This window comes from Paenibacillus artemisiicola, assembly GCF_017652985.1.
Taxonomy (GTDB): domain Bacteria; phylum Bacillota; class Bacilli; order Paenibacillales; family Paenibacillaceae; genus Paenibacillus_Z; species Paenibacillus_Z artemisiicola.
This window is the reverse complement of record NZ_JAGGDJ010000007.1, coordinates 140,406-153,116: the sequence shown is the minus strand read 5'-3', so window position 1 is coordinate 153,116 and position 12,711 is coordinate 140,406. Positions and strand designations below refer to the sequence as shown.

The 12,711-nt window shown below is 61.8% G+C and carries 12 protein-coding genes; all 12 read left to right on the top strand.

Annotation, left to right across the window (positions count from 1 at the left end; all coding sequences use genetic code 11):
• The first annotated feature begins 34 nt into the window (after positions 1–34).
• The 12 genes from I8J29_RS13070 (at position 35) to I8J29_RS13015 (ending at position 12,578) form a co-directional block, all read left to right on the top strand.
• The gene (locus tag I8J29_RS13070; RefSeq protein WP_208848034.1) at positions 35–1,000 is read left to right on the top strand and encodes a LacI family DNA-binding transcriptional regulator; all 966 of its coding nucleotides are present in this window, start codon (positions 35–37) and stop codon (positions 998–1,000) included.
• A 212-nt stretch (positions 1,001–1,212) separates the two neighbouring features.
• Entirely contained in the window at positions 1,213–1,686 is a 474-nt protein-coding gene (locus I8J29_RS13065) for a hypothetical protein (protein WP_208848033.1), read from the top strand.
• 288 nt (positions 1,687–1,974) lie between these two features.
• Positions 1,975–2,817, top strand: a complete 843-nt coding sequence (locus I8J29_RS13060) for a metallophosphoesterase family protein (protein ID WP_208848032.1) — start codon at positions 1,975–1,977, stop codon at positions 2,815–2,817.
• A complete protein-coding gene (locus tag I8J29_RS13055) occupies positions 2,817–3,563 on the top strand; it encodes a glycerol-3-phosphate responsive antiterminator (RefSeq protein ID WP_208848031.1) in 747 nt (248 codons plus the stop codon). Before I8J29_RS13060 ends, I8J29_RS13055 begins: the two co-directional genes overlap by 1 nt.
• Before the next feature lie 174 nt (positions 3,564–3,737).
• Positions 3,738–5,126 carry an ABC transporter substrate-binding protein gene (locus I8J29_RS13050; protein WP_208848030.1) on the top strand — a complete coding sequence of 463 codons (1,389 nt, stop codon included), beginning with the start codon at positions 3,738–3,740 and terminating at the stop codon, positions 5,124–5,126.
• A gap of 204 nt (positions 5,127–5,330) precedes the next feature.
• On the top strand, positions 5,331–6,245 hold the full coding sequence (locus I8J29_RS13045) for an HAD family hydrolase (RefSeq protein ID WP_208848029.1): 915 nt from the start codon (positions 5,331–5,333) through the stop codon (positions 6,243–6,245).
• Positions 6,199–7,269, top strand: a complete 1,071-nt coding sequence (locus tag I8J29_RS13040; protein WP_208848028.1) for an ABC transporter ATP-binding protein — start codon at positions 6,199–6,201, stop codon at positions 7,267–7,269. The genes I8J29_RS13045 and I8J29_RS13040 overlap by 47 nt, the downstream gene beginning before the upstream one ends.
• Before the next feature lies 1 nt (position 7,270).
• Positions 7,271–8,143, top strand: a complete 873-nt coding sequence (locus tag I8J29_RS13035) for a carbohydrate ABC transporter permease (protein ID WP_208848027.1) — start codon at positions 7,271–7,273, stop codon at positions 8,141–8,143.
• A 126-nt stretch (positions 8,144–8,269) separates the two neighbouring features.
• The gene (locus I8J29_RS13030; protein ID WP_240546153.1) at positions 8,270–9,076 is read left to right on the top strand and encodes a carbohydrate ABC transporter permease; all 807 of its coding nucleotides are present in this window, start codon (positions 8,270–8,272) and stop codon (positions 9,074–9,076) included.
• A gap of 72 nt (positions 9,077–9,148) precedes the next feature.
• A complete protein-coding gene (locus tag I8J29_RS13025) occupies positions 9,149–9,928 on the top strand; it encodes a glycerophosphodiester phosphodiesterase (protein WP_240546144.1) in 780 nt (259 codons plus the stop codon).
• A gap of 364 nt (positions 9,929–10,292) precedes the next feature.
• On the top strand, positions 10,293–11,504 hold the full coding sequence (locus tag I8J29_RS13020; RefSeq protein ID WP_208848026.1) for an MFS transporter: 1,212 nt from the start codon (positions 10,293–10,295) through the stop codon (positions 11,502–11,504).
• A gap of 120 nt (positions 11,505–11,624) precedes the next feature.
• Positions 11,625–12,578 (top strand): aldo/keto reductase, encoded by a 954-nt coding sequence (locus I8J29_RS13015; protein WP_208848025.1) that lies wholly within the window; start codon positions 11,625–11,627, stop codon positions 12,576–12,578.
• Positions 12,579–12,711 lie beyond the last annotated feature (133 nt).

Here is a 12,711-nt window from a genome sequence, read left to right as displayed (position 1 = left end):
GCGAAAGCGAGCCGTGAAGATAGGAGCGATTGCTGTGGTGAGCATTAAAGACATTGCCAAGCACTTGGGGGTATCCATCTCGACCGTATCCTACGCGCTGAATGGGAATCCGAAAGTCACGGAAGAAACAAGGGGGAAAATTCTGGCCGCGGCCAAAGAGATGAATTACGTGCCGAACGCGGCGGCGCGCACGCTGAAGAAGCGGGAGACGCGCATCATCGGCGCGTTCCTGACGACCTTCGAGGGCGCGTTCTACGGCCAGCTGCTACAGGGCATGAAAGAAGAGATGAACAAGCGGGGCTACGACCTCGTGATCTGCAGCGGCACGCAGTCGCATCGCATGCTGTCGGAAGGCATGCTGGACGGCGCGATTATCCTGGACAACGAGTTCAAGGATGAAGAACTGCTGCAGCACGCGGCCCGAAACCATAAGGTCGTCGTGCTGGACCGGCAGCTCAGCCATCCGAATATCGTGCAGGTGCTGCTCGACAACAAGGCGGGCGCGACGTTCGCGACGGAATACCTCATCCGGAAGGGCCATAAGAAGCTGTACGCCGTGACCGGCCCCGAAGGCTCGTTCGACTCCGCCCAGCGGCTCGCGGCCGTTCGCCAAACGGTCGAGCGCAACGCGCCGCTGCGGTACGCCGAGATTCCCGGCAACTTCGACAAGGCGAGCGGCGAGGCCGCCGCGAAGCGCATCATCGACGAATACGACGGACCGGCCGGCGTCTTCTGCCTGAACGACGAGATGGCGATCGGCGTGTACCACGCGCTGAAGGACACGCCGTACCGGATCGGCGAGCATCTGCACGTGGTCGGCTTCGATCATATCGACATCACCGACTACGTCCAGCCGCGTCTCGCGACCGTCGATTATTCCGAGCGGCGCTGGGGCGCGGTGGCAGCCGAGCAGCTGATCAAGCTGATCGCGGGCCAGGGCGCGGAGCACGAGCGGATCTACGTCTCGCTGATCGAAGGCGAGTCGGTGCAGCAGGCGTGAGCGCTAGGCGTACATGAAAGAGAGCGGACGCGAAAACGGCAATAACCCGCATCCATCCCGACGTATTCGGGCATGGATGCGGGTTATTTTTGTATTGGCGGCAGGTTTCTCTGCAGGGCTGATCCGGCTGCAACCTTACAAGGATCCAGTACGTTTAATTGTCTAGCTGATCATACAAATATTGGAAACGAAAGGGGGCTTTATCGCGAAGAATGAGAACGTTGATGCGGAAGAACGTCATTTATCTCCTGTGCCTTGTTTTCGTCTGTTCCCTATTCGTCGGTTGTTCCGCGCATGAAACGTTACCCAATGAGCCGATTCGACCGACGATACGAATGCAAAACCAGACCGTTGATTATCTACTCGGTCAATATTGCTGGTACGGGATGGAAGCCGAAGGGGTTTGCGGAGATCCTCCGCATCCGGCTGCGTTTTATACAAGTGTTCAAGCAAGAGCGGTTGTCGGCAGCGCCGAAGGGACCATCAGCATTACTTTTCCGATTCAGCCGGATGAATGTACCCTGACCGTGACCCGGGATGACGGTACGGAGGAAACGATAAGCTTACCGGATCCCTATCGCTACCCTAGTCCTGCGAGGCCGGGCTACTATCGTTACCGCCTTTCGGCCGCGTGGGACCAAAAGAACAACGTCGATTACCATTTTGGGCTGCTGATCAAAGAATGAGCTTCTCCAAAAACTCGGGGCTCGCCGGCTGTTCTGCTCGCACACGCGCCGTCCTCCTGATAGCCTTTCATGCGCCTTGGCGGTTTTCCCAACAAACCTGTTCGCGCCGATAGGAGAACGGGCCGCGGAACAAGAACTGTATGTACAGGGGCATCCCGCCTGCGACAGGATGGCAGTTTTCCATCTAGCTTTACATAAACTCCCACTTCGCTTGACGAACATGGAATACTTGTCCTGTACAATGGCACCGGGTATCCCAAACTTTGCAAGGCCAGGAGGAGGAGAATCATGAAATTGGTACTGCTCGGCGATTTGCACTATCACGAGATCGATGCCGCGGTTCCGGGGCTGCCGGAGGCCCGAGAGGCTTATTATCGCACGCTGCTGGACGACGCGCTGAACACGGAAGCCGATTGGCATGTATCGCTCGGAGACCTGACGAATTTCGGAACGGCCTCGGAGCTGAACGAAGTGTACGCGCTGCTGAAGCGCGAGGATCGGACGTTCATTCACGTGCTGGGCAACCATGACGTCTATTCGCAGCCGCGCGAGGAGGTGCTGCGGATCACGGGGCAGCAGCGCTATCACGCCATCGATACGGAAGCGGCCATGCTGGTCTTCCTGGACACCGCCCGCGAGATGAACACCGCCGACTGGAGCGGCTGGCTGGACGAAGAACAGCTGCTCTGGCTGGGCGCCAAGGTAGCGGAGTCCGGCACGAAGCCGCTGCTCGTCTTCGCGCATCATCCGGTCTACGGCACGACGGCGCGCTCGGAGCTGGACAAGGCGTCGATTCACCCCGACATCGACATGTGGCGCATTTTGAGCCAAAAGCAGGGCGTCGGCGTGTACTTCAACGGACACACGCACGTGGATTCGATCGCGGCCCGGGACAACTGGACCTTCGTGCAGCTGTCCGCCGGCCTCGACCTGCCGGGCTACCGGATCGTGGAGCTGGACGGCGGACGGATCCGCATCTCCGCCGTGGACGTGGACGTCGAAGGGCTGCTGGAGCATGGGGCAACGCTGCACCGGAACATGAAGCATTTCAGCCCGAACCCGAACGCGCGCGGGCAGGAGACGGACCGTCAGATCGAGATCGTCCTGCCGGCCGCGGCGAAGCAGCAGTAATGGAGCGCGCGGGCAAAAACGGCGCAGCGGACCATGCCGCGTTCCTGGAGGGCCTCGCCGCGCACCGGATGATCGCGTCCATCAAGGACCCGCGGCATATCGAGACCGCGCTGTCGCTGCACCGTCAATTGAGCGGCATCTTCCTGCTCACCGGGCACATCGGCGTCGTCAAGGGCTACGTGGACGTGTTCCAGGCGCACGGACTGCCGGTGTTCCTGCATCTGGAGAAGATGGGCGGGCTGAGCACGGACAACTACGGGCTCGATTACCTGGCGAAGGTCATCAAGCCGACCGGCATTATCTCGACGAAGACGAGCGTGGTGAAGACCGCCAAGAAGATGGGCCTGCTCACCGTGCAGCGCTTCTTCCTGGTCGATACGGAAGGGCTCGAGAACATCGCGAAGAGCCTCGCCCAGAGCGAGCCGGATATCGTCGAAGTGATGCCGGCGCGCATCCCCGACATGATCGACCGGGTGAAGTCCTTCACCTCGCTGCCGATTATTACCGGCGGCCTGCTGTACGAGCGGAGCCAGGCGGAGGAATGCCTGCGCCACGGCGCGGCGGCGATCTCGGCGTCGCGGCCCGAGCTGTGGCGGTGCTTGGGCCCGAGTCCGGAGCTCCGGGCGCCGTCCGCCGCGGCGGCGCCCGCCGGCCGCGAGCGGAAGCGATTCCCGCTGGCGCATGTCGGACTCGGGCTGACGGCGCTCTATGAATATTCATATAATCTTAGCAATGGGATAATCTAGATTTTACGAACGGCGCGTAATATTCAAGGCGACAAGTAAATACGATCGGTTGGAGTATTGGAGAAACCTTATCCGCTGGCGGACGCGCATCGTCCCCGGCTGGATTAAGGTTTCTTTTTTGCGCCCCGGTTAGAGCTTGCAGACCAAAGTAAAGAAAAAGGCGGAGGAGAAACGATGATGAAGAAGCTTACGGTACTGCCGATCGCGGCCCTGATGACGGGGATGCTCGCGGGCTGCGGCGGGGGAACGACGGAAGACAACGCGACGACGGGCGCGGCCGGCAACGCGAACGCGGCGAACGCGAACGCGGCCGAGACGGCGGCGGACAACGGCGCGGCCAACGCGGGGACGGAAACGGGCAAGAACGACGCGTCCAAGAAGATCGTCATCAAGTATTGGTACGCCTTCGGGGACAAGATCGAGGAAGCGAAGCTGCACATGGTGCAGACGTTCAACGAATCGCAGGACAAGATCGAAGTCGTCGCCGAGCATCAGGGCAATTACGACGACCTGCACGCGAAGGTCCAAGCGGCGTTCGCGGCCGGCGACGCGCCCGCGGTCTCCGATCTCGAGATCGCGTCCACCGGCGTCTTCGCCCGCTCCGGCATGCTGGAGGAGCTGACGACGTACGCGGAGCGCGACAAGGAGCAGCTGAAGCTGGACGATTTCAACCCCGGCCTGATGGGCAACGCCTACGTGGACGGCAAGCTGTACGGCCTCCCGTTCATGCGCAGCACGCCGATTTTGTATAAGAACGTCACCATGCTGAAGGATGCCGGGCTCGATCCGGCCGGCCCGAAATCATGGACCGAGCTCGAGGAGTACGCCCGCGTGCTGAAGCAGAAGGGCAAGTCCGCCATGACGATGCCGGTCGACATCTGGTTCTATGAAGCGCTCGTGGCCCAAAGCGGCGGCAGCATGCTGAGCGAGGACGGCAAGCAGGCGACGTTCAACGCGAAGGAAGGCGTGGAGCCGGTCACGTTCTGGAAGAAGCTCGCCGACGAAGGGCTGATCAAGATTCCGGTCGGCGACGAAGCGGGCGCCACGGCGGACAAGGACTGGGCGAACCAAATGTCGGCCTTCAAATTCGCCTCGACGGCGGGCGTATCCGGCGCGCTCGAGATCGCCAAAGGCAACGGCTTCACGATGGATACGTCGTTCATGCCGGCCAACGCCAGCTACGGCGTGCCGACCGGCGGCTGCCAGCTCGTCATTACGTCGAAGAGCAGCGAAGAGGAGAAGGAAGCGGCGTGGGAATTCCTCAAGTGGATGACGTCGAAGGAAAACACGATCTACCAGCATAAGCATGTCGGTTACTTGCCGACGCGGCTGTCCGCCGTCGACAGCGACGAGCTGAAGGCGCATTTCGCGGAGTTCCCGCAGTACAAAGTCGCCGTGGATCAGCTGCAATACGCCAGACCGCGCCCGATGGAGAACGCGTACCCCGAGATTGCGAAGATTATCAAGGAGTCGATCGAGAAGGCGATTCTGGATCCGAAGACGACGCCGCAGGACGCGATGAACCAGGCGGCGGAGAAAGCGGACAAGCTGCTGAGCAAGTAAGACGGGAAGACAGCGGACAAGCTGCTGAGCAAGGAAGACGGGAAGACAGCGGACAAGCTGCTGAGCAAGGAAGACGGGAAGACAGCGGATCATAGCGGCGGAGCGGCCGTTCGCCGCACGGGAGAATTGCCCCGCGGGCAGTTCGCCCGGCGGCGGATGGCCCTCCGCCTATCCTAAGACTAAAGAGCGGAGAGGTAGCGCCGAATGCACAACGAGAAGTGGTTGGCCGCGGTCAAAGTCGTCGTATTCGACATGGACGGTACGCTCTACCAGGATCATGCGTTTCTGGAACGGTATATCCGTTACCTGCTGGAAGGGACGGAGCACGAAGGAGAGACCGAGGCGGCGGTGCGCCTCGGCGGCGCCATGCAGGCCGGCGAACACCCGGGCGGCTTCGGCCATTTCTACCATGCCGGGGACGACGTCTGCCTGGCGCTCGAGGGCGAGCGGTTCGTCCGGGGCTATAACTGGGCGGACGGCGGCGAGATCGACGTCGGCGCCCGCGCCTACGGCGGTTACGCGTCGCTTGCGCCGCAGCTTATTCCGATCGGCGATCCGTGGAGCATCGTCACGGCGCTGTGCCGGCGGTACGGGCTGCCGGACGCGAAGCTGCGGGCGGCGTTCGAGCGGGTGCGGAAGGAGATGCTGCGGCCGCCCCATCAATTCGAGCGCAGCACCGGCCTGTTCCGGGCGATCGAGGCGCTGGACGCGGTCGAGAAGAAGAGCCTCTTGACCAATACGCCGGTCGAGTCCGGGGTCGAGTTTCTGGGCTTTATGGGCATCCGGCATCTGTTCGGGGACGTGATCTTCGGCGCCGACAAGCCCGCGGGGCTTCACGCGTACATGATGTCGCTGCTGGCGCAGGGCTACGAGCCGCGCGAGATATTGACGATCGGGGACAACGCCTGGAACGACCTGCATCCGGTCAAGCGGCTGGGCGGGCGGACCTGCCTCGTCTCGCCGTATCCGAGCCGCGATCCGGAAGCCTGGGATCTGAGGCTCGCCCGGCTGGACGAGCTGGAGGAGCTGATGCGCGCGATGCAACAATCCATCACAAGGAGGAGCATATCGGATGGCGAAGATCGAGCTGAAGCAAATCGGCAAGAAGTTCAAGGATGAGACCGTCATCGAGAATCTGAATCTGACGATCAAGGACGGGTCGTTCACCGTGCTTGTCGGGCCGTCGGGCTGCGGCAAATCGACCACGCTGCGCATGGTGGCGGGGCTCGAGCGGGTGACGAGCGGCGAGATCTGGATCGACGACGTCTGCGTGAACGATACGCCGCCCGGGCTGCGGGACGTGGCGATGGTGTTCCAGAACTACGCGCTGTATCCGACCATGACGGTGCGCGGCAACATCGAGTTCGGGCTGAAGAACCGCGGCGTGGCGAAGCGCGACCGCGACCGGCTGATCACGGACATCTCGGACATCGTCGGCCTGACGCCGCATCTGGACAAGAAGCCGCAGAACCTCTCCGGCGGCCAGCGGCAGCGGGTGGCGCTCGCCCGGGCGATGGTGAAGCAGCCGAAGGTGTTCATTCTCGACGAGCCGCTGTCCAACCTCGACGCCAAGCTGCGCAACCAGATGCGGACCGAGCTGATTCAGCTTCACCGGCGGCTCGGCACGACGTTCGTCTACGTCACGCACGATCAGGTGGAAGCGATGTCGATGGGCGACGAGATCGTCGTCATGAACAAAGGCGTCATCCAGCAGGCGGATACGCCGATGAAGCTCTACCACGATCCGGCGAACCGCTTCACCGCGGAGTTCATCGGCACGCCGGCGATGAATCTGATCGACCGCCGCGACATGGCGGGGCTGGAGGTTCATTCGTCCTTGGCGGTCGGGTACGTCGGATTCCGTCCCGAGCAGGCGCTGCTCGGCGCGGCCGCGGACGCCGAAGGATACGAGCTGGAAGGCGAGATTCTTACCCGCGAGAGCCTGGGCGCGGAGAATATCTATCAGATCCGCTCGGCCTGCGGCATCTTCTTCGTGAAGACGTTCCTCGCGCCGCTCGAGACGGCCGCCCGTGTCCGGGTGACGATCCCGTACGACCGGCTCTATTATTTCGGGCCGGACGGCGAGCGGATGCGCGGCGTCGAGCTGGGCGCCCGGCAGCTGGCGGCGGCGGGGGGCAGATGACATGACGCTCTGGGAAAAGCTGCGTCCGTACGGCATGGTCGCGCCGGCCGTGATCATTTTCTCCTTGTTCTTCATCTATCCGATCTTTTACATGATGTACCTGAGCCTGTTCGACTGGAACTTCGTCAGCCCGACCAAGTCGTTCGTGGGAATGCAGAACTTCAAGGACCTGCTGGCGGAGCCGGATTTCCGGCAGGTGCTCGCCAATACGACGCTCTATACGCTGATGACCGTGACGCTGACGACGGGGCTTGCCCTGCTGCTCGCGCTCTGGCTCAACCGCAAGAGCATGTTCCACGGCTTCGTGCAGGGAGCGATCTTCAGCCCGCACATCATCTCGCTCGTGTCGATCTCGCTGCTGTGGAGCTGGCTCATGGATCCCGAATACGGCCTGCTTAACTGGGTGATCGGGCTCTTCGGGTTCGGCAAGCTGGAATGGCTGTCCCATCCGAGCACGTCGCTCGTCTCGCTGGTCATCGTCGCCGTCTGGAAGGGGCTCGGCTACAACGCGCTCGTCTTCATCGCGGGCCTGCAGAGCATTCCGCCGGATATCTACGAAGCCGCGTCGCTCGACCGTTCGAAGCCGTGGACGACGTTCCGGAAGCTGACGCTTCCGATGCTCTCGCCGTCGATCTTCTTCCTCGCGGTCATCAACATGATCGGCTCGTTCCAGGTGTTCGAGACGATCGCGATCATGACGCAGGGCGGTCCGGTCAACTCGACCAACACGCTCGTCTATTACATCTATCAGTACGGCTTCCGGTTCTTCAAGATCGGCTATGCCTCCGCGGCGGGCGTCATCCTGCTGGCGATCGTCGGCGTGCTGACGATTCTGTATTTCAACCTGCTGTCGAAACGCGTCCATTACCGTTAGGAAGAGGTGTAGCTGTTGAAAGCCGTAGACCCTACGATCGGCGGCCGCCCGATCGCCGCCGCCGCCGGCAGCCGGACCCGCGCGCGGACGCGGAAGGCGGCGGTCCGCCAGACGCTCGGCGCCGTCCTGCGCGTGCTCAATATCGCCTGTCTGCTGCTGCTGGTGTTGATCTTCGCGCTGCCGTTCATCTGGATGATCTCCACCTCGCTCAAGACGCTGCCGGAGACCATGATCTTCCCGCCGGAATGGATTCCGCGGAACCCGGTCTGGAACAATTACGCGGAAGCGTGGAACACGGGGCCGTTCCTCCACTACTTCACGAACAGCCTCGTCATCGCGGTCGGCATTCTGGCGCTGCAGATGCTGACGATCATCCCGGCCGCGTACGCGTTCGCCCGGTACCGGTTCGTCGGCTCGGGCTTCCTGTTCAGCATCGTCATGGTGACGCTCATGATCCCGGCGCAGCTGATCTTCCTGCCCGTGTACCTGGAGCTGAGCGCGTTCAAGCTGCTGAATACGCATCTGGGCCTGATCCTGCCCTTCGCGTCGAGCGCGTTCGGCATCTTCCTGCTGCGGCAGGCGTTCATGCAGATCCCGGACGAGCTCGTCGAAGCGGCGCGGCTCGATCAGGCGGCGGAGTGGAAAATCATCCTGAAGCTCATGGTGCCGCTCGTCAAGCCGGTGCTCGTCACGTTCGCCCTGTTCAGCTTCATCGCCCATTGGAACGATTACTTCTGGCCGCTCGTCATGACGACGAACGAGACGGCGCGCACGCTGCCGCTCGGCATCGCCAAGATCCGGGAAGTGGAAGGCGTGGCGACGTGGAATATTCTCATGGCCGGCAACCTGATCCTGGTCGCCCCGATTCTCGTCGTGTTCTTCGTCTCGCAGCGGCAGATCATCAAGGCATTCGTGTATAACGGCGTGAAATAAGAGAGACATGAAAGAAGAGAGACGCGAAAGAAGAGAGAGATGAAATAGGAGAATCGAAAGGATGGATGAGAGATGAACGACATGACGCAGGACGCGAAGCGCGAATGGCCGCTGACGATCGTGGCGCACCGCGGTTGCTCGGGCGCCGCGCCGGAGAACACGCCGGCGGCGTTCAAGCTGGCTCTGGAGGAGCCGGGCATCGCGATCATCGAGCTGGACGTGCACTTATCGAAGGACGGCGTGCCCGTCGTCATTCACGACCATACGCTGGAGCGGACGACGAACGGCACGGGGCGCGTCGATGCGCATACGCTCGAGGAGCTGCGCGGGCTGGACGCGGGCAGCGCGTTCGCGCCCGCGTTCGCGGCGGAGCGGATCCCGACGCTCGAAGAAGCGCTGGAGCTGGCGAAAGGCCGCTGCAAGCTGCATATCGAGCTGAAGATGCTGGCGCGGGAATACGCGGGCATCGAGGAGAAGGTCATCGCGCTCGTGCAGCGGCATGGCATGCAGCGGGAGGTCGTGCTGTCGTCTTTCAACCACGACTCCATGAAGCTGGCGCACGAGCTGGATCCGTCCATCGCCACGGGGCTGATCTTCCTCGGCAAGCCGGTGCTGCTGGCGGAGCAGCTGCGGCACGCGGGCGCGTCGAGCCTGTCGATGCACCATGCGTTCCTGACCCGCGAGCTCGCGGACGAGATGGCCGGACTCGGCATCGATCTGGGCGTGTGGACGGTGAACGATCCGGCGCTGCTGGCGCGGATCGCGGCGGAATATCCGGGCATGCGGGTCACGACGGATTATCCGGAGCGGGCGCTGCGAATCATGCGGGAGCGCGAGCTGGAGGTACGGTAGGACGGCATAGGCTTGGGAGACGGCGTTAATAGCCGGGAGCGGCGATGGCCGGTTATTCTCGATCCGACACATGCATAGGAGATCGCTTCGCGGAGGCAGCCGGTTCAGTCGGCTGTCTCTTGCCGTATCAGGGACGGGATTCGCGGCTGCCGCCCAATACGCAGTCATCATTCATGGCGTCGGCGCATCAGCCGCCAACAGCGCGGATAGTAACTATACACGAGGTAAGCTGCTGATAAAGTTTTCACTGCTTTCACGCGTTAATCGGCCGGCCTATAATAGAGGAGAAGAGGCAAGTCCGCTTGACGGGAGCGCGGCTGCCGGGAAAGCGAAATAGAATGACGAGAGGTATGATGGACGGCGTATGCAAATCTTTCAAGACGTTCGCGCGTTTATGTCGATCTCCGGAGCGAGAATCCTGCTCGCGATGTTCCTGCTCTACGGGATCGGAACCGGCATGCTGGCGCCGATGAACGCGGTCTATCTCGACGAAAGCGTCGGGCTGTCGAAGGAACAGATCGTGGCCGTATTCGCCGTGTCCCTGTTCTGCAACATCGCCATTACGATTACCGTCGGCTGGTTCAGCGACCGGCTGCGGCGCAAGAAGAAGCTCCCGTTGGCCGCGGCGTTTCTCTGCATAATCGGGCTGGCCGTCTACATGAACGCTTCCGATTTCCGGAGCGCGCTCATCGGCATGACGATCGCCGTCGCGCCGTCCGGCTTGATCATGGGGCAGCTGTTCGGCATGGCGAGAAGCCATTTTGCCCGCAAGGCCGGCGAGCTGGTGGAGATGGCGCAGCTGTGGCTGCGGGCTTCCTTCAGCGTCGGTTTTTTCGCGGGGCTGCTGCTTGGCGCGAATATTTTCCTGATCGCCACCTTCCGGGGCGTCCTGTGGGGGAATGTGGCCGGTTATGTCTGCTTGGCGGTGCTGCTGCTCGCGTATAAGGAAACGGCGGGCGAGCCGGGAACGAAGACGGCCGTGAGGGGCGAACCGTTCTCCCTCGTCATGCTGATCGCGCTGCTCCTGCTCTCGTGCGCCGATGCCATCCGCGGCTTGTACTTGCAGCTTGTCGTCCTGAAGCTCTTCGGCAAGCCGGAGGTGATGTCCTACATCTGGAGCACCCAGGCGGTATTCGAGCTGTTCTTCATGACGCTGGGCGGCTATTGGGCGGCAAGGTACGGAAGCAAGAAGATTATCTTTTTGGGCGGTTGTTTCGCGCTTGCCGCGTATTTGACCTATACGAGCAGCGGCTCGCTTCCGGTCTTCTTCGCGGTACAGCCGTTGTATTCGTTCTTCGTCTCGATTTTGGCCGGCGTGGCGATGGGCTACGTGCAGCGGATGTTCCTCAGCCGAACGGGCTTCGGGGCGAGCTTATACGTGTTCATTACGCAGACGGCTTCGCTCATCGGGTATTTCCTGCCGCTGTTCATTCAGGGGATCACGCCGGACATCTTCTACATCCCGAGCGCGCTTGTCACGCTGTCGCTGCTGATTATCGGAATCGTGCTGTACCGGGAGCGAGGGTCCAAGGACAGGAACGCGAAGAAACCGTCCGTTGTCAATCGCGCTGTCTAACGTAAAGCACACGGTTCGCCAGCAATGTACGGCTCGCAGCCATGCACGATTCGCAGCCGTTCAAATTCATTGGGCTGTCCGCTTGAGGCGAATCTAAAAACAAGTTCGGGAGGAATGACTATGCAATATCGGAAGTTGGGAGCCAGCGGATTGGAAGTATCGGTGCTGGGGCTGGGGACGAATGCCTTCGGCGGACGCGCGGACAAGGAGACCTCGATTCGCGTGCTGCATCACGCGGTCGACAACGGCATCACGTTCATCGACACCGCCAATATCTATACCGGCACGAAGTCGGAGGAGATCATCGGCGAAGCGTTCGAGGGACGGCGTCAGGACGTGCTCCTCGCGACGAAGGCGGGCATCAAGAACGGTGAGGGCCCGAACGCCGGAGGCGCTTCGCGCCAGCATATCTTCAAGGAAGTCGAAGCGAGCTTGCGCCGCTTGCGGACGGATTACATCGACCTGTACCAGATCCACGTCTTCGATCCGAAGACGCCGCTGGACGAGACGCTCCGGGCGCTCGACGATCTCGTGCGATCCGGCAAAGTACGGTACGTCGGCGCCTCGAATTACAGCGCCTGGCAGATGATGAAATCGCTCGCGATCAGCGATAGCCGGCATCTGATCCGGTATGCGTCGGTGCAGCCCGGCTACTCGCTGGCCGACCGCGGCGCGGAGCGGGAGCTGATCCCGTTCTGCGTCGATCAGGGGATCGGACTCATCCCTTATTTTCCGCTGGCAGGCGGCATTCTGACGGGCAAATATTCGGGAGGAGCCGTCCCGAGCGGTTCGCTGCTGGACAAGAATCCGAACTTCGCCCGGCGCCTGAACGCCGCCCGCGTGGAGCTCGGCGAGCAGGTGGCGCGCATCGCCGCGGAGATCGGAACGTCCGCCACGGCCCTCTCGCTGGCTTGGCTGATGCATCAGCCCGCGGTAAGCACCGTCATTGCCGGCGCGACCCGCGAGTCCCAGATCGACGAGAACCTGAAGGCGGTCGAGCTTGAGCTGACCGAGGATGTATTAAAGGCGCTGGATGAGGCCAGCAAAAGCTTCGTTTATGCGCCGCCGTTTTAAGGCAGCTGCCAATCGAGCCGCAGCTCGCGTTGTTCGCGGTTAGGAAGACTTCATTGCAATAGAGGTAACGCAAGGGCAGCCGGTCGCGATCGGCTGCTTTTGTTGATGCGGAGGCCAGAGAGGAGCAACTAAC

What these genes read in the sequence shown, in the direction of transcription:
- I8J29_RS13065 (WP_208848033.1), top strand. Translation starts at nt 1,213, where the DNA reads ATGAGAACGTTGATGCGGAAGAACGTCATTTATCTCCTGTGCCTTGTT.
- I8J29_RS13060 (WP_208848032.1), top strand. Translation starts at nt 1,975, where the DNA reads ATGAAATTGGTACTGCTCGGCGATTTGCACTATCACGAGATCGATGCC.
- I8J29_RS13055 (WP_208848031.1), top strand. Translation starts at nt 2,817, where the DNA reads ATGGAGCGCGCGGGCAAAAACGGCGCAGCGGACCATGCCGCGTTCCTG.
- I8J29_RS13050 (WP_208848030.1), top strand. Translation starts at nt 3,738, where the DNA reads ATGATGAAGAAGCTTACGGTACTGCCGATCGCGGCCCTGATGACGGGG.
- I8J29_RS13045 (WP_208848029.1), top strand. Translation starts at nt 5,331, where the DNA reads ATGCACAACGAGAAGTGGTTGGCCGCGGTCAAAGTCGTCGTATTCGAC.
- I8J29_RS13040 (WP_208848028.1), top strand. Translation starts at nt 6,199, where the DNA reads ATGGCGAAGATCGAGCTGAAGCAAATCGGCAAGAAGTTCAAGGATGAG.
- I8J29_RS13035 (WP_208848027.1), top strand. Translation starts at nt 7,271, where the DNA reads ATGACGCTCTGGGAAAAGCTGCGTCCGTACGGCATGGTCGCGCCGGCC.
- I8J29_RS13025 (WP_240546144.1), top strand. Translation starts at nt 9,149, where the DNA reads ATGAACGACATGACGCAGGACGCGAAGCGCGAATGGCCGCTGACGATC.
- I8J29_RS13020 (WP_208848026.1), top strand. Translation starts at nt 10,293, where the DNA reads ATGCAAATCTTTCAAGACGTTCGCGCGTTTATGTCGATCTCCGGAGCG.
- I8J29_RS13015 (WP_208848025.1), top strand. Translation starts at nt 11,625, where the DNA reads ATGCAATATCGGAAGTTGGGAGCCAGCGGATTGGAAGTATCGGTGCTG.